We start from the raw sequence: 19,844 nt of genomic DNA, 5'->3' as shown, positions 1-19,844 counted from the left end.
GAATACTTGAAATAAGTATAACGGGAAACGTTCAAAAAATAGTGTTTTTGGTTTGAAAAGGTGGATTGAGCGGAAATCTTTATTGATTTCGGGGAAATTTTCAAAAATAGATAGGAATTGTACAGTCCGCGGGGTGCTAAACTGATATAGAATCCTGTCGTTGTCCCAGAAGAAAAGAATGTAAATTTCGAAAGAATTAACCTCATAGAAGAACGAGCAATTTTTATTTATTAGTCCTTTTCGTACACTTGGATTCTCCGAAATAGACTTAAAAATTAAAGGTGTTTGAGAGATTTGATTTAGTGTTTCAAACATCTTTATTTCAAACTTATCCGCAACTTTATCTCCCCATCCGGCCCGGATTTGTTCAAAAATTGATTCATACGTTTCAATTGCAGTTTGTGTTAGAACAATTTCATACCTCATCTTAGAGAGGAACGTCTATGCTTAAATTCGTTAAACGACATTGTTTTTCCATCCTTCACATCTTTCAGGCCCTTTTCTATACCTGCGATTACATGATTTGGAAGCAAGTCGTTTCTTTTTTCAAAAGGAACGTGCATAGCTTCAAGAAAAGCAATAATTGCTTTTTCTTGCTCTTTTGTTGGGTGAATGATTAGTGATTCCAAGTTGTGTATAGTTATGTATTAAAGTAGATATACAAAGATAATAAATTGACTCAGAATATAATTACACTAAAATCAACCATGTTTCTTCGGAGTCACCCCAAACTTTTCCTTATACATTTTTATAAAATGCGACACACTTTCATAGCCAATTTCCGTACTAATCTCCGTAACGTTTTTCGTATTATTTCTTAACAAAAAGTCAGCATAATCCAGCCTTTTATTTTTAAGCCAAAGTGCAGGTGAAGTTTTAAATTCATCCTGAAAATCACGTTTGAAAGCAGACAAACTTCTGCCGGATAATCTGGCGAGCTCGTTTAAAGTAAGTGGTTTGAGATAATAACTGTTCATTAAAAAAGACAGATCTACCTTTTCCCCGATAAACAAACTGTAAAGAACAGCCCGAAGCTGTTTTGAAGAATCTAATTCGAGTAAATGCAAAAGTAATTCCTGAAATTTTAACCGGAGAAAATGGTTTTTTAACTCTGTTCTTGACTTGAAATAGGGAAAAACGGATTGAATAAATTTTTCAAAATTCTCATCCGATTTTAGTGGTAAAATCGGGTTTTCAAGTGTAGTTGTTGCCTCTTCCGGATTGAATAACTCAGGATGAAGATTTACAAATTCTTTCAGCAGCTTTTCATCAAAAAAGAAAACCAGACTTTTATACGATTCATTGATTGATTCAGACATCAGGTAAAAACCGCGCTGAATAAAAAGAATATCTCCTTTTTCAACATAAACTTCCTGTGTCGGGCTGCTGAATTTCTTTTCACCTTCCAACACCACAATTACTGCATGTTCCTCAAAAAATACCTCGTAACGGGATGGGTATACTTCATTGCGATAGGCAACAAATGTCATGTCCTGAATCTTTAAGGATTCAAATTCTTGGGAGCTTATGTGGGATGGGACGCGTAGCAAGTGGTTTTGAATTAAATATCAATGTATTCTATTTCTTTTTTTACCTCGCGTTGGACAAATGGAGCCATGCCTTCCCAAGTTAGTAGATCAACTTTTTTTTTAAGATTTTCTTCCAAAAAATCAGCCAAATTAAGATAGTTGCGGTATTTTTTCATGCCTGGTTGAAATTCAACAACGAAATCAACATCACTTTCTTCGTTTTGTTCCTCTCTTACAAATGACCCAAACAATCCTAATCTTTCAACACCAAATCTATAAAGGTCGGGTTTAATGGATATTATAATATCAATGATCTGAGATTTGGTATATTCCATTTGAAATGCTTTTAAACCATAAACTGAAACAAATCCGGCTGGTCATTCAAATATTCATACACAACCCGATTTTCATTCATTCGTTCGATTAAAGGCTCAAAATCTTCACGATTTTTCAATTCGATTCCTACTAATGCTGGTCCTTGTTCACGGTTTGTTTTCTTCACATATTCAAATCTTGCAATATCGTCATTCGGACCAAGTACATTCAAAAACTCGCGAAACGCCCCGGAACGCTGTGGGAAACGGATGATGAAATAATGTTTTAATCCTTCGTAAAGCAGCGAACGCTCTTTAATTTCTTCTGTGCGTGTAATGTCATTATTGCCACCGCTGATTAAGGCGACTACATTTTTTCCTTTGATCTCATCTTTCACCATATCCAGCGCGGCAACAGTTAATGCGCCAGCCGGCTCGGCTACTATGGCTTCTTCGTTGTAAAGTTGAAGAATTGTCGAGCAAACTTTTCCTTCCGGAACCAGTAAAACCTTATCTAAACTCTTACTGCAAATCTCAAAAGTGATATCTCCGGCACGACGAACAGCCGCTCCGTCCACGAATTTGTCAATGTGATCAAGCGTAACCACATGACCTTCTTCAATTGATTTTTGCATCGTTGGAGAACCTAGCGGCTCCACACCAATTAATTGCGTTTTTGGAGAAAGTTGCTTGAAAACAGTTGAGATACCGGAAGCTAATCCGCCACCACCAATCGCCATTAACAGATAATCGATTCTGAAATTGGCATCTTTGAATATTTCCAATCCCACAGTTCCTTGTCCTTCAATGACTTGTAAATCATCAAAAGGATGGACAAAAGTGGCATTATTTGCATTTTGATATTCAACAGAAGCATGGTATGCGTCGTCATAAGTATCACCCACCAAATGCACATCAACCCATTCTTTACCAAACAAACGAACCTGTTTTACCTTTTGAGCCGGTGTCGTGGTTGGCATAAAAATGGCACCTTTTACTTCCATTTTCCGGCACGCATAAGCAACGCCTTGCGCATGATTTCCTGCACTGGCGCAAACCACACCACCCGCTAATGCTTCCGCACTCAGACTTGCCATTTTATTATAAGCGCCTCTGATTTTATACGATCGAACCGTTTGAAGGTCTTCTCTTTTTAAATAGATATTCGCTTCATACTGCTCCGATAAATGAGCATTATAAAGTAATGGAGTATGATTTATGATTCCTCGAAGCCGTTCGGCAGCGAGAAAAATGTTGTCTAAGGTAGGAGTGGATGAAGATGAACACATGTCTGGAAAGAAAAAAGCCCTACGATTATTTCGTAAAGGCTTAAATTTATTAAAACCTTACAGGTTTTGAGGCCTGTAAGGTCAAGAATATTATTATTATCCGCGCTCTGGACGAAGGCTACGTACCGTAGCACCTGCCTGCCAGATTTCTGATTCACGAAGTTCAGCCAATTCTTCTTCCAATTTCACACGGTAGTCAGGTTGTGAGTTACGCGTGATGGAGATCGTAGCTTGTTCGCCTGATTTTACTGAGTTGTAAAGTTGTTCGAAAACAGGTTTAGTAGCGTCACGGAAAGGTTTCCACCAGTCAAGAGCACCACGCTGCGCTGTTGTAGAGCAGTTTGCGTACATCCAGTCCATACCGTTTTCAGCAACAAGAGGCATCAATGATTGAGTCAATTCTTCAACGGTTTCGTTGAAAGCTTCGGATGGCGTGTGTCCGTTTGAACGAAGAACTTCATACTGTGCAGCAAAAATCCCCTGAATAGCACCCATCAAAGTACCGCGCTCTCCTGTAAGGTCAGACGTTACTTCGCGGTAGAAATCAGTTTCGAACAAATATCCTGAACCAACACCGATACCCATTGCGATACATTTTTCACGTGCTTTACCCGTTGCATCCTGGAACACAGCGAAAGATGAGTTCAAACCTTTTCCTTCTACGAACAAACGACGAAGAGAAGTTCCTGATCCTTTTGGCGCTACAAGATATACATCTACGTCAGCAGGAGGAATAATTCCAGTCTGGTCTTTATATGTTACACCGAAACCGTGTGAGAAATACAATGATTTACCGGCAGTAAGATTCGCTTTAACCGTAGGCCACAACTCAATTTGAGCAGCGTCAGAAAGCAAATAGCAAATGATTGTTCCTTTTTGCAATGCTTCTTCAAGTTCGAAAAGTGTTTCGCCAGGAACCCATCCGTCAGCAATCGCTTTATCCCATGATTTACCACCTTTACGTTGTCCAACGATTACGTTAAATCCGTTGTCACGCATGTTTAAGCTTTGACCAGGACCTTGAACACCGTATCCGATCACGGCAATGGTTTCAGTAGATAGTACTTCGCGAGCTTTTTCTAGTGGGAACTCTTCGCGGGTAACTACTTCTTCTTCGACCCCGCCGAAATTTAATTTTGCCATTGATTATTAATTGAATTATTGATTACTACAAAATAAAAGACAATACTATGAAAATTATGTTACTACATATAATATTCCCACTCCGCTTCCGGTAGGTAATCTACCAGTGTTTGGGGAGATTTGCTTACCGCTACCCGTCCTGAGCGTACAAATTCAAGGATTTCGTGTGGTTTGATATAGTTGAAGAATTCAAAAATTTCTTCTTCCGTACCCGTTTTCTGAATGATCACATAAGTCAAATGCCAGTACACAACCCAGGCTTTATAAACTTTGTTAATCGTTTCAATATCAAGCGGTTTTGCTCCGATTGGTGTTGAAATCTTAAACATCGCAATTTCATTGTAAGCGATATCGTCGTTCAGATAACCGAAAACAGCAAGCACTTCGATGATCTTACGGATCTGGCGAACCAGTTTTTCTACAGCTTCGCGTGATTCATGACGAATGACGATGGTGAAGCGGGAAATACCCTTACGTTCCGTTTCCGAAACCGTCAGACTTTCAATATTGATACGGCGACGGGTGAAAATGGTTGTGATCTTATTTAATATCCCAATCGTATTTTCCGTAAATACGCAAATGGTGTAAGTTGTCATGATACTTTTAATGTCTAGTGAAAAAATGCAAGTGATTGTGAAAACTCATTTACATTATTCCAGTCTGATATCCGCTACACAAGCTCCTGTTGGAACCATTGGGAATACATTTTCTTCTTTTTCAACCAATACTTCCAATAAATATGGTTTGTCGGAAGCAAGCATTTTATCAAGCGAATCGTTAAGATCTTCTCTTGCACCGCAGGTATGTCCGTTGATACCAAAACCTTTTGCAATTGTGATAAAATCAGGATTTTGCAACTCAACAAATGAATAGCGTTTTGCGTGGAAAAGTTGTTGCCACTGGCGGACCATCCCAAGGAAATTGTTATTCAGAATGATGATCTTAACAGGCAAACCGCTTTGAGCAATTGTTCCCAATTCCTGAATCGTCATTTGGAAACATCCATCACCAATAATCGCAACAACCTCACGGTCAGATGCCCCTACTTTCGCCCCAAAAGCTGCCGGCAAGGCATAACCCATTGTTCCTAATCCACCAGAAGTGATGAAGGAATTTGGTTTTTTGAACTGATAATAACGAGCAGTCATCATCTGGTGCTGACCAACATCTGCTACAATTACCGCTTCACCTTTTGTTTTATCGGAAAGTGTACGGATAACTTCCGCCATTTTTATTTTTTCCGTCGTTGGAGCAAGTTCCGGCTGCGTGATTTTTTCATCTTCAATCGCATCGAATTTCTTGAATTCTGCTCTCCATGCTTCGTGATTATTTTCTTTCACCAGCGGCAAAAGCATTTCCAAAGCCCTTTTGGCATCACCAACAACCGGAGCATCGGCCTTCTTTATTTTATCAATTTCGGAAGGGTCAATTTCGATATGAACAATTTTTGCCTGCATTGCGTAACGGCTTAAATCTCCTGTCACCCGGTCATCGAAACGCATACCGATTGCGATAATCAAATCACATTGATTGGTAAGAACATTGGTACCATAGTTTCCATGCATACCCAACCAGCCCACATAATTCGGATGATCAACAGAAACAGACGAAAGTCCTAAAAGTGTTGAGGCCGCAGGAACATCAGTTTTTTCTATGAATTTCAACAATTCCTGCTCGGCTCCGGCGATCTGTACACCGTGCCCGAAAAACAAAAACGGGCGTTTTGATTCATTTATAAGCTTTGCAGCTGCTTCAACCTGGTCTTCTTTTGGCGACAAACGCGGACGATAGCTAAGCAGTTTTTCACATTTCTTATGTACAAACGGTTTAGACATCAGTTTCTGTTGTGCATCCTTTGTGATATCAATAAGCACCGGTCCCGGACGGCCAGACTTTGCTATATAAAATGCTTTTGCAATAATTTCAGGAATTTCGTCCGGATTGGTGACCTGGTAGTTCCATTTTGTGATTGGAATGGTCACACCCATAATATCCGTTTCCTGGAAAGCATCCGTTCCCAGCAAATGAGATCCAACCTGACCCACAATACAAACCATTGGTGTAGAGTCAATTATTGCATCTGCAATTCCTGTAACAAGATTCGTAGCACCGGGGCCTGATGTAGCCAAACATACCCCAACCTCACCGGTAATACGGGCAAATCCTTCGGCAGCGTGTGCGGCACCTTGTTCATGACGTACGAGAATATGATTAATTTGTTCCTGATAATCATAAATAGCATCGTAAACGGGCATAATTGCCCCGCCCGGATATCCAAAAATCGTTTTGACGCCTTCGGCGATCAATGACTGGATCAGTGCGTGAGAACCGTTGATCAGTTCTGGTGCTGCTACCGAAACTGGCTGCTCAGCGATTCCGGCTGTTTGTGTTTGGTTTTCATTAAATTCCATGACCTCTACTTATTTAGTCGGATGAATTTTTTCAATCTCAATTTTATAATTCGTGTTTTCGCATCGCGAAAACAGTTCTGTCCATTTTCGGAGGATTGTTCAAATCAAATTGGAAAGCAATACTATTGAGATAGTTAGCGGGCATCAATCTTTCGATTGACGTTTTTGGCTGATTTTTCGCATAGTATTTTTCAGTTTCCTCATGCGTTCCGGCATGAAAAGCTGTTCTATCCAATTTGAATGTATGTCTTTCCATTCGCGTTTTTTATTCTTTCAATATGTCAAAATTTCATTAAGGCCAATCTTTACCTGACGTAATTCATCTTCGGTTATTTGACCAATTTTATTTACGAGTCGGCTTTTACTAATTGTCCTGACTTGAAAAGTTATAATTTCGGAATCCTGATCTAAGCCACTTTTTTTGCCTTTTTTTACTATCACACATCCGGCAAAATTCTTTATTTTGGATGAGAGCGGGCAAGCAATTCCAACATCCAAATGATCATTCATCGTATTCCCACTAATAATGACAACTGGCCTTCTTCCTTGCTGTTCGCTTCCTTTAACCGGATTAAGGTCAGCCCACCAGATATCTTTTTGCTTCATTCCCCAATCATTTTCAGATAATCGTCTAAGCCATCTTCGCTAAGCTCAATTATCTCCTGATCTCCCTTTGCCTTTTTAAAAGAGGCCACGTATTCGGCCTTTTTAATCTGTTCAAAATACAGGTTCAAAGCCGTTTCAATGACGTCTTTTTTACTTGTTTTCAATTTACTGGCAACTGTTTCTAATTCCTTCAAAACAGTATCCGGCAGTTTACTTGTGTATGTGATTTGCATAATCGTAAATACTTTTTGTAAATATAAAAAATATTTACGCTTCGTCAGTAACACATCCTTCACTGGCAGATTTTACCGTGCGGATATATCTTCCCAACATTCCTTTTGTGAATTTTGGCTCTGGTTGAACCCATGCTGCTTTACGTGTCGCCATTTCCTCATCAGAAATATGAACAATAAGCTGGCGGGTGTTTGCGTCAATTGTAATTCTGTCGCCATCTTTCACAAGTGCGATCGGGCCACCGTCAAATGCTTCCGGAGTAATGTGTCCTACCACAAATCCGTGTGTTCCACCTGAGAAACGACCATCTGTGATCAATGCAATTTTATCTCCAAGCCCGGCTCCCATGACGGCAGAGGTTGGTTTCAACATTTCTGACATACCTGGTCCGCCTTTCGGTCCTGCGTTACGGATTACGACAACGTGGCCTTCTTTGATTTCTCCTTTGGAAAGCATGGTAATGATCTCAGATTCATGCTCACAGATTTTTGCTTCGCCATCGAACGTCAAACCTTCTTTTCCCGTAATTTTTGCAACCGAACCTGTTGGTGCAAGGTTACCGTACAATATCTGGATATGTCCTGATGCTTTGATCGGAGTTTCCAGAGGGAAAATAATTTTCTGGTTTTCAAAATTAAGATCCGGTGCTTCGGCTAAATCTTCTGCCAATGTTTTACCTGTTACAGTCAAACAGTCACCGTGAATCATTCCTTTTGAATACAAATATTTCATTACCGCAGGAACGCCACCAATTTCAAGGATGTCTTCCATAAAGTATTTACCGCTTGGTTTAAGATCGGCGATAAACGGAACTTTGTTAGAGATTTCCTGGATATCATCCAATGTTAAAGGAAGATCTGCTGCGCGGGCAATCGCGAGAAAGTGCAATGCTGCGTTTGTAGAACCACCCAATGCCATAACCAGTGTTAACGCATTTTCAAGCGATTTTTTCGTAATAATATCTCTTGGCGTAATATTCAGTTCAAGCAGGTTTTTCATTGCTGCTCCTATTTTTTTGCATTCTTCCTGTTTACCTGTATGTGTTGCAGGGTAAGAACTGCTGAAAGGCAAACTTAATCCCATCGCCTCGATTGAAGCAGCCATTGTATTGGCAGTGTACATACCACCACAAGCACCCTGGCCAGGAATTGAGTTTTGTATTACGCCTTTAAAGTCCTCGTCTGAAATATTGTTTGCAAACTTTTTACCAAGTGCTTCAAAAGCAGAAACGATATCCAGTTTTTGTCCTTTATAATGTCCTGAACGAATTGTTCCGCCGTATACCATAATCGCTGGACGGTCAAGACGTGCCATGGCCATAATAGCGCCCGGCATATTTTTGTCACAACCTACAACGGCGATAACCCCATCATACCATTGCGCAGCCACAACGGTTTCAATCGAATCCGCGATGATGTCACGACTTGGAAGTGAATAACGCATACCATCGTTTCCGTTTGTCATACCATCGGAAACTCCAATGGTATTGAAGATCAAACCGACCATGTCATTTGCCGTGATTCCTTGTTTTACATAAACCGAAAGTCCGTTTAAGTGCATGTTACAAGGGTTTCCCTCATAACCTGTACTGGCAATCCCGATCTGCGGTTTTGCCATGTCCTCTTCTTTTAATCCAATACCGTAAAGCATCGCCTGAGCTGCCGGATTAGTAACTTCCTGGGTTAAGGTTTTTGAAAATCTGTTTAGTTCTGTCGCCATGGTGAATTTTTGTAAAATAAAAAAAACACCTCACTCAGCTAGTGAGTGAGGTGCAGGTATATACCGTTAACATCCCACTCACGCCTGGGGCGTGACTACAATCAGGAGGAAGATTAAACGTGCTGTTAACATAAATCAATCAAAAAACGGAAATTTGCTGTTTAGCGAAATTTCGCTAACTCTTAAATCCTGTTACAAATTAGGAGCCTATCTTTTTATTTTCCAAATTTTGGGGCAATTTTTTGCAGATATACTTAGATAAATCCCATATTATTTATTTGGTAAAGGTTCGTTCAGAGAAAATAATTAATTTTGGATTTAAATCAATGCAACATTCCATGCTAACAACCGAATCTTCGTCTCTATATAATGATCTCGATCAGATGAGTATCAATGAAATTTTGAACTCTATAAATCGGGAAGATCAGACAGTACCCAATGCCGTTCAAAAGGTAATTCCGCAAATTGAAGCGTTGATTGAGGAGATTGTTCCGCGTATGAAAAAAGGTGGTCGTTTATTTTATATCGGTGCCGGAACGAGCGGTCGTTTAGGCGTTGTAGATGCCTCCGAATGTCCTCCGACTTTTGGCGTTCCGTTTGATCTGGTGGTAGGAATTATTGCTGGCGGTGATATTGCTATTAGAAAAGCCGTTGAAAATGCGGAGGACGACTGGAATCAGGCCTGGATTGATTTAGCTCCATATAATTTAACGGAAAATGATACCTTAATCGGACTTGCGGCTTCCGGCCGCACGCCTTATGTTATCGGCGGATTGAATGAAGCAAGAAAAGCTGGGTTGTTGACGGGTTGTGTGGTTTGTAATAACGGATCACCGGTAGCCGAGGCGTGTCAATTCCCGGTAGAAGTTGTTGTTGGTCCGGAATTCCTGACAGGAAGTACAAGAATGAAATCAGGTACTGCCCAAAAGTTGGTATTGAATATGATCTCAACATCTGTCATGATCCGTCTCGGAAAAGTAAAAGGAAATAAAATGGTGGATATGCAGATGACTAATGAAAAACTGGTGAATCGTGCGATCCATATGATTATAGATGAATTAGGCGTTTCTCCGGATGAAGCGGAATCATTGCTGGATCAATATGGTAGTGTTCGTGGAGCAATTGAGGCGGTAAGGAAATAGTCTTCAAAGGTATGCTATAATCGAATTAAGAATTTTACACGATTTGTTTGCATAAAACAGAAGATAACTTGAAGTAGTCATTTTTCTTAAAAAGTAAGAACGTAGATTTAATCTCATTTTCAGGCGGTTGTTTTAAATGAACAACGGTTTGGGGATGAGATTTTTTAATTGTTACATGCTATTATTTTTATGAAAACCATATACCTAAGATATTTTTTCGGTCTCGTTTTTCTTATTCAATATTGTGAAAATCCAAAGGTCGTGGCCAATGGAATTACCCCAATGAGGGCAACAGTTAAACTTATATCGTTTTCAGCAAAAATTGAGAAAGATATTTTAACGCTGAATTGGATAACAAGTTCGGAGAATAATATTAATGGTTTTGAAGTACAAAAAAGTTTAGATACAAAATCATTCCAAACTATAGGAATTGTGAAAGGAGACAAGGGTTCCAAAACGCAAATCAACTATTGTTTTGATGATAATGAACTACCGGCTTTTAGCACCCTTTATTATCGGTTAAAGGAAATAGATAAGGATGGAGCTTTTCAATATTCCAGAGTGATTGCCGTAAGCGGACAAGAACTGGGAATTCTAATGGTTTTCCCCGATCCTGGTGATGGTGTGTTTCCCTTATCAATAGAAAACACAAAATCTTTTGAGGTAAGAATTATGGACACAAAAGGAAATCAAATACCAATTTCGAGGACCATTACAAATAATACCAATGATATCACTGTGCATCCAAAAGGTCCTTTGAAACCGGGTTTTTATCAATTAAAAGTTATTTCTGACGACGGTATAAAGGTGCAAATGATGAAGGTTGTGGTTGAATGATTTTCTGAAATTAAAACTATCATGGAGAAAATATTAAAAGCAGAAGTGCTGGAAAGGAAAAAAAGCACATTTCGTGTCGAACTGACGAGAGCAGAAAACGGAAGGCTATTTGTGTCTGTTAGCCAACATATATTTCCAAAAATTACACGAAGTGGAGGAGTCCATTATTAGGATAAGGGCATCCGATTTGGAAGAAGTTATTCAAATATTGAGAATCTACCAGTCAGAAATTATAACAAATTATCCCAGGAAAAGAGCTCTTACCAGGGTAAAGGCGCATGAGTTGATAAACAGGTACTTAAATAAATGTCTTGAAATCGAAACCTTGGCTATCCAGTTTGACTGCTCTGTAACAGAAATTAAGCAACTGTTTCTGGAAGAAAATATAGTTATTGCCGGCAATAAAATACCAAAAGAAAAACCTGCAAAGATATTTTGGAGAAGAAAAAAAAGAAGGTCAGGATTGCCAGAGAAATGCTGGTAGTCCTGACCTTTTTTTAGTACCAAACTCAAATAATTAAAGATCCGAATACTCAGTTGGATACATATAAAAACTTGTATTTTTAGAAACGTTATTTTGGAATTCAGGATTCACTTTTAATTTGTTCCATTCTGCATCATCACTGAACGATTTCCAGTGTGCGTCACGATCTGCTTTATTTTCAAAAGTGGTCATGTACATCAAATTTGGCTGATGGCTTCCTGCAATCACTTCACCATAAAAGACAGCATTGAAGTTTAATCTTACAAAAAGCGGAACTTCACCTCCGTCGTTAAACATTTTCACTTTATTCTGGTGAATTTTTTCGGTGTGCCCTTCATAGCTACGCATTTCATACACACGCTCATTTTTTGCGCTTTTTAAATTTGGTTTTGCATGAACAGGCATCGTTGTAAATGCTTGTAAAATTGTTGTTTCAATACGGGTATAAGGTGGATTTTTAAATGGAGCATCAATATAATCTTTTCCGGCCGCCAGATATTTTGCATCTTTTTCCAATGTTTTTGGAAGCGCGACTAATTGATCCAACGAACTGATTGGAGTCAGAACGTAAATCAGTTTTCCGCTCATGGTATCGGACGGAACGGGTTTGAAAACCCCTACATCCTTAATTCCGGCACGGTGAGCCGCAGGTACATAAGCATCTTTCAGATAGCTTTCCACGGTTGCTTCCTGCGTTTTATCTTTTACGTGATATATTTTTACTTCATAATACTCTCTTTTCGGAGGAGCTGCCATCGCACTAATGGATAAGGCGAGCATAAAAAGGCTTAAAACTACATTTCTTTTTTGCAGATTGTTCATAAAATTATTTGCTCTTTGATATTTACGGGATAAGTTTTAATCGAAAAGATGGGAGATATGTATTTATACTGTAATAAAAAATGCAGGCAATAATCTACCTGCATCCTGTATATAAGAACGGTTGGGAAATTTTAAAATTTGGGGCACGAAAGCTGGTGTTTATTGCTTCTTGAACGTTTCGGTTTAGGGGTGAGCGGTTCAAATATATAAGACAAAGAAATTTCATGAGCTCCGCCACTACCGGCGCCCAAAGTTGAAATGGTTAAATCATAACTGTAACCGATCGAAAATTTATCCTGACGAAAACCGGCCAGAAATACCAGTGATTCATGGTTATTAATGGTTGGCTCGTACTTTTTGAAAGGAATCCCACGATACCACATACCTAATACCAAAGGTTCAATGGTTACGTACATACCCACATCCAGCTGGTCGTATTTCCCTTGTTTTTTGTAAAGAATAGCTGGAGAAATTGTTTTTTCTTTATCAATCTCATCTCCCAGATACGTATATCCTGCAAAGGGAATTCTTAAACCGGCCTGCAAACTTGCTTTTACCGGTAGTCTGGCTTCGGTGCCACTGAAGGCCTGGTTTGGGCGATTAATATGATGCGCTGATAAACCCGCCCAGTACCAGTCTGAGTAAACCATCATACCGGTTGAGAAATCTGCATAATTTACATGAGGTCCGCCTTGTGCAAAAGGATCAGTTGATGGCGTGCCGGTAAGTCCGCCGTTATTATACTGATCACCAAAAGTTAATCCGTAATAATCAAGCGACCGCGAAGAAAACCCGCCCTGAATACCAAGTCTTAGCGAGGTAACATCATTCAACGCAACCTGGTATGCATATTGTAAAGCGATATCCGTTGCTTTAAGATTTCCCAAACCCTGACTATCCGTTGTTACCTGAATACCGATACCGCTGTTATAATTCGGAAGAAATATATCGGCACCAAAAGATGCAGTGACAAAGTTGGCAGAAAGTGCTGGCCATTGGTTCCGGTAATTGGCGGTAAGTCTAGGTGCTAAGGCACCTCCTGCCAAAGCGGGATTAAGATATAATGGGTTAGCATAAAATTGAGAAAATTGCGGATCCTGGCTCCAACCTTCAAGGCTGAGCAGTGTCATAAAAATAATAGAGAGTAAACGCTTTATCATACAATAATAGACTTTGTCCGCTATTTACGGCGAATTGTGTATAGAGACATAAAAAATTACAAATTTTAATTCACAAATTGTCGCCACATTGCGTATTAATATTCAAATTAGCATGGTTTTTAAGACATTACCACACAAAATTTTAACATATTATTTTCGTTAGAATGATCGGGTAACAAGAATATTAATGTGGCGGGTAGGGATGATTGATTTAGTAACGAAACATGAGGCGATTTTATAATACACATCGGAAAATATTTTATTCTTTTTTCTTTTTGTTTTTCCTGGTAACAGGATTTGCAAAAGGTCAAACCTTTACGGTAACAGAGAAATGCGTGCCAAGTCCGGCGTGCGCAGAGGACGGAACTGTATTTAACGAAGATAATAATAGTAAGGCTACCGCATGGGCCTGGAATTTTGGTGATGGGGGAAATGATAATGTAAGAAATCCTTTGCACGCCTATAAAACAGCCGGGTCATTCACTGTCACATTGACCAGAACTTTCGCTGATGGTTCTAAAACAACTGAAACGCAATTAATTACAATTGGGGATGTTCCGCCTCCATTTCAGAAATGGAAAGCAGATACTACGATTTGTCCCGGACAAAGTATCGATTTGAATCCTTATCCTACCAATGCACCCGCAGGTGCCAAATATATTTGGTATCCGAAAGGAGATACTACACAGATTTTAAAGGTTGATAGTTCCGGTTGTTATTCCGTTCAGGTAATTATGCCAAACGGATGTAAACTCCAGGATAAAGTTAATGTGAAGATTTGTATGGAACCAACCAATTCGGAAGGGGCCAAATGGTATTTTGGAGCAAATGCCGGACTGGATTTCAATAATTCTCCGCCATCACCCTTAACGGATGGACAGGTTAATACGGCAGAAGGGGTTTCATCAATCGCAAATTCAAAAGGCGAATTGCTGTTTTATTCTGATGGTATTACGATTTACAATAAGGATCATCAGAAAATGACCTGTTTCGGGCTCACCAATTGTGAGCCGCTTTTAGGCAGTCATACATCCACGGAATCAGTTTTAATTGTGCCCCAGCCAACATGCCGGGGGTGTGAATATTTGTATAATGTTTTTACAACGACGGATATTCAAGGGACGAAATATCTTACGGTAAGCGTCGTGGATATGCGCCGGAATAATGGAAAAGGCGCGATCATTGAACAAAATACAACCTTACAACAGCCAACAACAGAAAGACTGGCAGCGGTTGAAAATAAAAAAGATACTACTTACTGGGTTGTATCCCACGATTACGGAACCAACAAATTCCGCATTTTTCATGCAACCACAGGAGGTTTAACAGAAACGAGTTCTCCTGAATTAGGCATGGCGCATGATTCTTTGAATAAAGGCGAAGGATATATGAAGTTTTCTGCCGCAGATAGTACAACGGGTGATAGAAGACTGGCGGTTGTAATCCCAGGTCCGCCAACAAATTATGTTGAATTGTTCAAATTCAATGATTCAACCGGTGTTTTGACCTACGATAAATTAATAAATCTAGGTCCCGCCCCGCCCACGGCGTATGGGATAGAGTTTTCGTCCAGCGGTGAAAAAATGTATGTTACCTTTCAGGGTGATGGGAAAACGAAATCGTATTTGAAGCAATACGATCTCACATTCAGCGACAGTACGCTGGTAGAATCGGCGCTGGTGATTGACAGTTCGGCTACGCAGAAATATGGAGCTTTACAAATGGCTTCGGATGGGAAAATTTATATGGCTGTTGACGGAAGCGACTATCTTGGGGTGATCGGCAAGCCGGAAAGAAATTCTGTAAGTACCATTGAATATAAACTTGAAGGTGCGAATCTTGGCGGGAAGAAAAGTGGATTAGGGCTACCGAATATGGTACAGGATTTTTCACAGGAATCGTCCGGACCGGGATTCACGGCTGATGGTTTTTGTACCAATGAACCTACAACGTTTGAAGCCGGGCCGATTTGTGATCCTAAAAAAGATACGTATAGTTGGGTATTTGGAGATGGTTCTGCCTCTCCGCCGTCCAAAGAGCAAAAAGTTACACATACTTATACACAGCCAGGAAGTTACCTCGTAACGCTTTCACAGACAAACGAGTGTACGACAATGGTTACCAAGGATACTGTTGTAATATTTGAGACTCCGCCGGCTATGAATTTGCGTGCGAATATAGATACCTGCGGACAATATATAAATCTGGATATGGGTATCACAGCACAGATTTATGAATGGTACAACAGGGGCAGAATTGTCGGCCGTTCGAGAACTTTGAAAGTTACAGCTACTGGCCGATATATTGCTGTTGCTTATAATGGTCCGCAAAGAGACTGTTTTACGGCTGATACAACCGAAGTCACATTACGAAAGCCACCGGCATTTGATCTCGGCGCTGATACAACGATGTGCCGGGACAGTTCTATTTTGATCACAGCTCCGGGACTTACGTGGCGGGAGTTTTTATGGAATACAGGTGAAACCACAAGGAGTATTACGATCCGTCAGCCAGGCACTTATTTTGTTCAGGTTAAAAATGGGAATGACTGTTATAATGCCGATACAATTCAGGTAGGTGAACTTCCTTCGCCTATTTTGGGACTTGCTCCTGAATATTATATCTGTGTACCCGATGGTGGATCAACCGTTCTTGATGCCAAAGGCGTCGGGGTTGTGCATTATGAATGGCCGGCTTCCGGAGATACGACACAAACGATAACAGTTAATCAAAAAGGTGTTTATACTGTTTTGGGAACAAATAAAGAGGGATGTATTGCCAAAAAGTCGACGACCGTTTTTGATCAATGTGAGCCCAGGTTCTTTATTCCCGATGCATTTACACCCGACGGCAACGGCAAAAATGAGACTCTGGAAGTTTTTGGAGCATATTACATAAATTATTCCATACGGATTTACAACCGTTGGGGAGAGGTAATCTACGCAACCAATTCTATTGAAAACCGTTGGGACGGAACTTACAAAGGCTTGAAAGTTCAGCCGGGTGTTTATCCATATGTTGTGTCTTACGAGGCCCAATATTTCCCTGAACGAAATCCTGTTGTCATGCGAGGCTCCGTTATGGTGATCCGTTAAATGTTCGGTTTTGCCAATAAAAACGATTATTTTTGATCAAATAAATGTGTCCGTTTTTTGTTAAAACGCGATTAATATTGTCAAAAAGCTTATGCGCCAGGATTATCTGTCCGGAGATAAAGAAAATCTTTCTAATACTGAAAAGGATGTAGAGCGGGCATTACGCCCGCTTTCGTTTGATGATTTTACAGGACAGGAAAAAATTCTTGAAAATCTTAAAATATATGTTCAGGCTGCCCGGCAGCGCGGTGACGCTATGGATCATGTGTTGTTGCACGGGCCTCCGGGTCTGGGGAAAACAACATTGTCTTATATCATTGCTAACGAATTAGCTGCCGGAATTAAAATTACTTCCGGGCCGGTTCTGGACAAACCAAGCGATCTGGCTGGTTTGTTGACCAATTTGCAGGAACATGATGTCCTTTTTATTGACGAAATCCATCGTCTGAATCCAATTGTTGAGGAATATCTTTATTCTGCCATGGAGGATTATAAAATTGATATCATGCTGGACAGCGGACCCAACGCTCGCAGCATCCAGATCGGATTGAATCCGTTTACACTTATTGGAGCCACCACACGTGCAGGAATGCTGACATCGCCTTTACGGGCACGTTTTGGTATTAATGCACGGCTGGAATATTATGATGCGCAGCTTCTGACATCTATTTTGAAACGTTCGTCAGTTATATTAGGAACGCCGCTGGAAGATGATGCAGCGTATGAAATTGCCCGCCGAAGCCGTGGAACCCCACGTATTGCCAACAATCTTCTTCGACGGACGCGCGATTTTGCACAGGTTAAAGGAAATGGCAGAATTACGGTAGCAATCGCTGAAATGGCTCTTCTGGCGCTTGATGTTGATCAGAATGGACTGGATGAAATGGATAACCGGATTTTGAGCACTATTATCGAGAAATTCAAAGGTGGTCCTGTCGGTCTGTCTACTATTGCTACGGCTTGTGGTGAAGAGGCAGAAACAATTGAGGAAGTTTATGAGCCATTTTTGATTCAGGAAGGTTATATGAAAAGAACTTCCAGAGGCCGGGAAGTTACCGAAAAAGCATATCGCCATTTGGGTGTGTTACCAAGACACCGTTCCGGAGAATTATTCTAGTTAGCTACGGTTGGAAAAGCTGATGTTTAGCTATTTACGCCCATGTTAAGATAGTGTCAACAAGACAATAATTGAGTTAATGGCATTGCATTTTCTCTAATAATTTCGTACTTTTGCGTGAAATTTTGTGTCACTGCTGGTATGATAGAAAGTATTGTTGCTGTAAAGTTGGTTGTGAGGGTGCCTTGTGCGATAATTGAACATGATGGAAAAGTCTTGGCAGGACAGCGTAGTGCGGCACTTTCGTTTCCGCTTCAATGGGAATTTCCCGGAGGGAAACAAGAGGAAAACGAGACCGACGAGGAAACTCTTGTTCGAGAAATACGTGAAGAGCTTGATGTTGATATTGAAATAATTCAAAAACTGCCTGTAACCACCAAAGATCAGGGTTGGAGAGAAATAATCCTCGTGCCTTTCGTTTGTAAGCTGCGTACTTTTGAAATGGCATTATCTGAACATGAGCAAATCATGTGGCTGGATCCACAAGATTTGCTGTCGTTAAACTGGACGGTCGGAGATTTGGATATTATTAAAAGCTACTATACCTATCTAGCGGGAAAATAATAATCTTTTTCCCTTTACCGTTTCATCGAAATTCCCATTTTCGTAAGCCAAATGGCCTGATACGAAAGTATGTGTTATCTGAGATTGGAAATTCGTTCCTTCAAATGGCGACCAGGCGCATTTTGAATAAAGATTGGACTTTTCTACCATAGTCGTTCCGTCAAGATCCATAAGGACCAGATCCGCCCAATAACCTTCACGAATATATCCTCTGTCCGCGATTTGAAAACAGTCTGCTACGGCGTGACTCATTTTTTCAACGACTCTTTCCAATGGAATTTTTCCTTTTTTACTTAATTCCAGCATAACATTTAATGTATGTTGAATCAAGGGCAATCCGGAAGGAGCCTGCCAGTAAGGAAGTGCTTTTTCTTCAATGGTATGCGGTGCGTGATCAGTAGCAATCACATCGATTCTATTATCCAAAACGGCTTGTAAAATCGCTTCTTTATGATGTGGTGCTTTGATGGCCGGATTGCATTTTATTTTATTCCCAAGCGTATGATAATCTTCAGCATCAAACCACAAATGATGCACACAGGCTTCTGATGTAACAAGTTTAGGAGATCCGTCAGCTAAAATAATTTGCCCGTTTTTGCGCTCTCCTACTTCAAAAAGAGAAACTTCATCACCCGTTGAAATATGAAGAATATGGAGTCTGGTTTTATGTTTATGTGCCAAACCGCTTGCAAAAGTGGATGAAATCAAACAAGCTTCTTCATTTCTGATCAACGCATGAATATCGTAAGGAACATTATCCCCATATTTTTCTTTGAAAAACTCCATACGCCGGCGAACCGTTGCTTCATCTTCACAATGTGTCGCAATTAACATCGGCACATTAGCAAACAGCTTTTCAAGAACATCCGGCGCGTCTACGAGCATATTTCCGGTAGAAGAACCCATAAATATCTTTATTCCGCAAACCTGCGTAGGATCCGTACACATAACCTCATCATAGTTGGTATTGGAACCACCCATAAAGAAGGAATAGTTTGCCAAAGAGCTTCTTTCGGCAATATCATACTTATCCTGCAATAATTGCTGAGTGAGCGCATTCGGAACTGTGTTTGGCATTTCCATGAATGATGTTACCCCACCTGCAACTCCGGCACGCGCTTCGGAATGAATATCAGCTTTATAAGTCAGCCCGGGCTCACGGAAATGAACCTGATCATCAATAATACCAGGCATTAAATAAGTCTCCTTGGCATCAATAACGCGGTCAGCAGGAAGGTTTTGTAGATCTTTTGCTATGCGTTGAATGTGACCATCAACAATATATACGTCAGATTCCTGGATCGTATTTTCATTCACAATCCGGGCATTCAGAATAAGAGTTTTCATTTCTACACTAAATAAATAATTGAAACACTGA

The 19,844-nt window shown here is 40.2% G+C and carries 20 protein-coding genes; 6 read left to right on the top strand and 14 right to left on the bottom strand.

All coding sequences use genetic code 11. The features are described from left to right. Positions 1-422: 422 nt before the first annotated feature. From FDK13_RS16785 to ilvD, 11 genes are all read right to left on the bottom strand, one after another. Complete coding sequence (locus FDK13_RS16785; RefSeq protein WP_137341154.1) at positions 423-629, bottom strand: DUF2683 family protein; 207 nt, start codon at positions 627-629, stop codon at positions 423-425. A gap of 72 nt (positions 630-701) precedes the next feature. Next, positions 702-1,550 (bottom strand): helix-turn-helix transcriptional regulator, encoded by an 849-nt coding sequence (locus FDK13_RS16780; protein WP_137341153.1) that lies wholly within the window; start codon positions 1,548-1,550, stop codon positions 702-704. 11 nt (positions 1,551-1,561) lie between these two features. Further along, positions 1,562-1,864, bottom strand: coding sequence for a nucleotidyltransferase family protein (locus FDK13_RS16775; RefSeq protein WP_137341152.1), 303 nt, complete (start codon positions 1,862-1,864; stop codon positions 1,562-1,564). A gap of 11 nt (positions 1,865-1,875) precedes the next feature. Continuing rightward, the gene (gene ilvA / locus FDK13_RS16770) at positions 1,876-3,132 is read right to left on the bottom strand and encodes a threonine ammonia-lyase IlvA (RefSeq protein WP_137341151.1); all 1,257 of its coding nucleotides are present in this window, start codon (positions 3,130-3,132) and stop codon (positions 1,876-1,878) included. 96 nt (positions 3,133-3,228) lie between these two features. Then, a complete protein-coding gene (gene ilvC, locus FDK13_RS16765; RefSeq protein ID WP_137341150.1) occupies positions 3,229-4,275 on the bottom strand; it encodes a ketol-acid reductoisomerase in 1,047 nt (348 codons plus the stop codon). Positions 4,276-4,337: 62 nt separating this feature from the next. Then, a complete protein-coding gene (gene ilvN, locus FDK13_RS16760; protein WP_137341149.1) occupies positions 4,338-4,871 on the bottom strand; it encodes an acetolactate synthase small subunit in 534 nt (177 codons plus the stop codon). Between the two features lie 54 nt (positions 4,872-4,925). Beyond that, on the bottom strand, positions 4,926-6,686 hold the full coding sequence (gene ilvB, locus FDK13_RS16755) for a biosynthetic-type acetolactate synthase large subunit (protein ID WP_137341148.1): 1,761 nt from the start codon (positions 6,684-6,686) through the stop codon (positions 4,926-4,928). 43 nt (positions 6,687-6,729) lie between these two features. Beyond that, positions 6,730-6,942: a hypothetical protein gene (locus FDK13_RS16750; protein ID WP_137341147.1), complete on the bottom strand. Its 213-nt coding sequence runs from the start codon at positions 6,940-6,942 to the stop codon at positions 6,730-6,732. Between the two features lie 17 nt (positions 6,943-6,959). Next, positions 6,960-7,292, bottom strand: a complete 333-nt coding sequence (locus tag FDK13_RS16745; protein ID WP_137341146.1) for a type II toxin-antitoxin system PemK/MazF family toxin — start codon at positions 7,290-7,292, stop codon at positions 6,960-6,962. Beyond that, complete coding sequence (locus tag FDK13_RS16740; protein ID WP_137341145.1) at positions 7,289-7,525, bottom strand: CopG family transcriptional regulator; 237 nt, start codon at positions 7,523-7,525, stop codon at positions 7,289-7,291. The genes FDK13_RS16745 and FDK13_RS16740 overlap by 4 nt, the downstream gene beginning before the upstream one ends. 34 nt (positions 7,526-7,559) lie before the next feature. After that, positions 7,560-9,245: a dihydroxy-acid dehydratase gene (ilvD, locus tag FDK13_RS16735; protein ID WP_137341144.1), complete on the bottom strand. Its 1,686-nt coding sequence runs from the start codon at positions 9,243-9,245 to the stop codon at positions 7,560-7,562. A 338-nt stretch (positions 9,246-9,583) separates the two neighbouring features. Here ilvD and murQ point away from each other — a divergent pair, with 338 nt between their 5' ends. From murQ to FDK13_RS16720, 3 genes are all read left to right on the top strand, one after another. Then, complete coding sequence (gene murQ / locus FDK13_RS16730; RefSeq protein WP_137341143.1) at positions 9,584-10,387, top strand: N-acetylmuramic acid 6-phosphate etherase; 804 nt, start codon at positions 9,584-9,586, stop codon at positions 10,385-10,387. A 189-nt stretch (positions 10,388-10,576) separates the two neighbouring features. Further along, on the top strand, positions 10,577-11,224 hold the full coding sequence (locus tag FDK13_RS16725; RefSeq protein WP_137341142.1) for a T9SS type A sorting domain-containing protein: 648 nt from the start codon (positions 10,577-10,579) through the stop codon (positions 11,222-11,224). 151 nt (positions 11,225-11,375) lie between these two features. Beyond that, entirely contained in the window at positions 11,376-11,708 is a 333-nt protein-coding gene (locus tag FDK13_RS16720; RefSeq protein ID WP_137341141.1) for a hypothetical protein, read from the top strand. A 33-nt stretch (positions 11,709-11,741) separates the two neighbouring features. Here the strand turns inward: FDK13_RS16720 and FDK13_RS16715 are convergent, their stop codons facing one another. Further along, positions 11,742-12,530 (bottom strand): NIPSNAP family protein, encoded by a 789-nt coding sequence (locus FDK13_RS16715; protein ID WP_137341140.1) that lies wholly within the window; start codon positions 12,528-12,530, stop codon positions 11,742-11,744. Positions 12,531-12,661: 131 nt separating this feature from the next. Continuing rightward, a complete protein-coding gene (locus tag FDK13_RS16710; RefSeq protein ID WP_137341139.1) occupies positions 12,662-13,690 on the bottom strand; it encodes a PorP/SprF family type IX secretion system membrane protein in 1,029 nt (342 codons plus the stop codon). A gap of 224 nt (positions 13,691-13,914) precedes the next feature. Between FDK13_RS16710 and FDK13_RS16705 the strand changes: the two genes are divergently transcribed. The 3 genes from FDK13_RS16705 to FDK13_RS16695 all read left to right on the top strand — a co-directional run bounded on the left by FDK13_RS16705 (position 13,915) and on the right by FDK13_RS16695 (position 18,466). After that, positions 13,915-16,785 (top strand): PKD domain-containing protein, encoded by a 2,871-nt coding sequence (locus FDK13_RS16705; protein WP_137341138.1) that lies wholly within the window; start codon positions 13,915-13,917, stop codon positions 16,783-16,785. Between the two features lie 91 nt (positions 16,786-16,876). Then, on the top strand, positions 16,877-17,902 hold the full coding sequence (gene ruvB / locus FDK13_RS16700) for a Holliday junction branch migration DNA helicase RuvB (RefSeq protein ID WP_137341137.1): 1,026 nt from the start codon (positions 16,877-16,879) through the stop codon (positions 17,900-17,902). Between the two features lie 117 nt (positions 17,903-18,019). Then, a complete protein-coding gene (locus FDK13_RS16695) occupies positions 18,020-18,466 on the top strand; it encodes a (deoxy)nucleoside triphosphate pyrophosphohydrolase (RefSeq protein ID WP_229216071.1) in 447 nt (148 codons plus the stop codon). Here the strand turns inward: FDK13_RS16695 and FDK13_RS16690 are convergent. Then, positions 18,452-19,813, bottom strand: coding sequence for a dihydroorotase (locus FDK13_RS16690; protein ID WP_137341136.1), 1,362 nt, complete (start codon positions 19,811-19,813; stop codon positions 18,452-18,454). The genes FDK13_RS16695 and FDK13_RS16690 overlap by 15 nt on opposite strands. Between the last annotated feature and the right edge of the window lie 31 nt (positions 19,814-19,844).

This window comes from Dyadobacter frigoris (assembly GCF_005280585.1).
Lineage (GTDB): Bacteria > Bacteroidota > Bacteroidia > Cytophagales > Spirosomataceae > Dyadobacter > Dyadobacter frigoris.
This window is presented reverse-complemented; position numbering and strand designations above follow the sequence as displayed.

Bases quoted from the DNA above. Each gene is read 5' to 3' on its own strand.
- FDK13_RS16745 (WP_137341146.1), bottom strand. From the start codon at position 7,292: ATGAAGCAAAAAGATATCTGGTGGGCTGACCTTAATCCGGTTAAAGGA.
- ilvC (WP_137341150.1), bottom strand. From the start codon at position 4,275: ATGGCAAAATTAAATTTCGGCGGGGTCGAAGAAGAAGTAGTTACCCGC.
- FDK13_RS16715 (WP_137341140.1), bottom strand. From the start codon at position 12,530: ATGAACAATCTGCAAAAAAGAAATGTAGTTTTAAGCCTTTTTATGCTC.
- FDK13_RS16775 (WP_137341152.1), bottom strand. From the start codon at position 1,864: ATGGAATATACCAAATCTCAGATCATTGATATTATAATATCCATTAAA.
- ilvA (WP_137341151.1), bottom strand. From the start codon at position 3,132: ATGTGTTCATCTTCATCCACTCCTACCTTAGACAACATTTTTCTCGCT.
- FDK13_RS16740 (WP_137341145.1), bottom strand. From the start codon at position 7,525: ATGCAAATCACATACACAAGTAAACTGCCGGATACTGTTTTGAAGGAA.
- FDK13_RS16750 (WP_137341147.1), bottom strand. From the start codon at position 6,942: ATGGAAAGACATACATTCAAATTGGATAGAACAGCTTTTCATGCCGGA.
- FDK13_RS16710 (WP_137341139.1), bottom strand. From the start codon at position 13,690: ATGATAAAGCGTTTACTCTCTATTATTTTTATGACACTGCTCAGCCTT.
- ilvN (WP_137341149.1), bottom strand. From the start codon at position 4,871: ATGACAACTTACACCATTTGCGTATTTACGGAAAATACGATTGGGATA.
- FDK13_RS16690 (WP_137341136.1), bottom strand. From the start codon at position 19,813: ATGAAAACTCTTATTCTGAATGCCCGGATTGTGAATGAAAATACGATC.
- ilvD (WP_137341144.1), bottom strand. From the start codon at position 9,245: ATGGCGACAGAACTAAACAGATTTTCAAAAACCTTAACCCAGGAAGTT.
- ruvB (WP_137341137.1), top strand. From the start codon at position 16,877: ATGCGCCAGGATTATCTGTCCGGAGATAAAGAAAATCTTTCTAATACT.
- ilvB (WP_137341148.1), bottom strand. From the start codon at position 6,686: ATGGAATTTAATGAAAACCAAACACAAACAGCCGGAATCGCTGAGCAG.
- FDK13_RS16725 (WP_137341142.1), top strand. From the start codon at position 10,577: ATGAAAACCATATACCTAAGATATTTTTTCGGTCTCGTTTTTCTTATT.
- FDK13_RS16705 (WP_137341138.1), top strand. From the start codon at position 13,915: ATGAGGCGATTTTATAATACACATCGGAAAATATTTTATTCTTTTTTC.
- murQ (WP_137341143.1), top strand. From the start codon at position 9,584: ATGCTAACAACCGAATCTTCGTCTCTATATAATGATCTCGATCAGATG.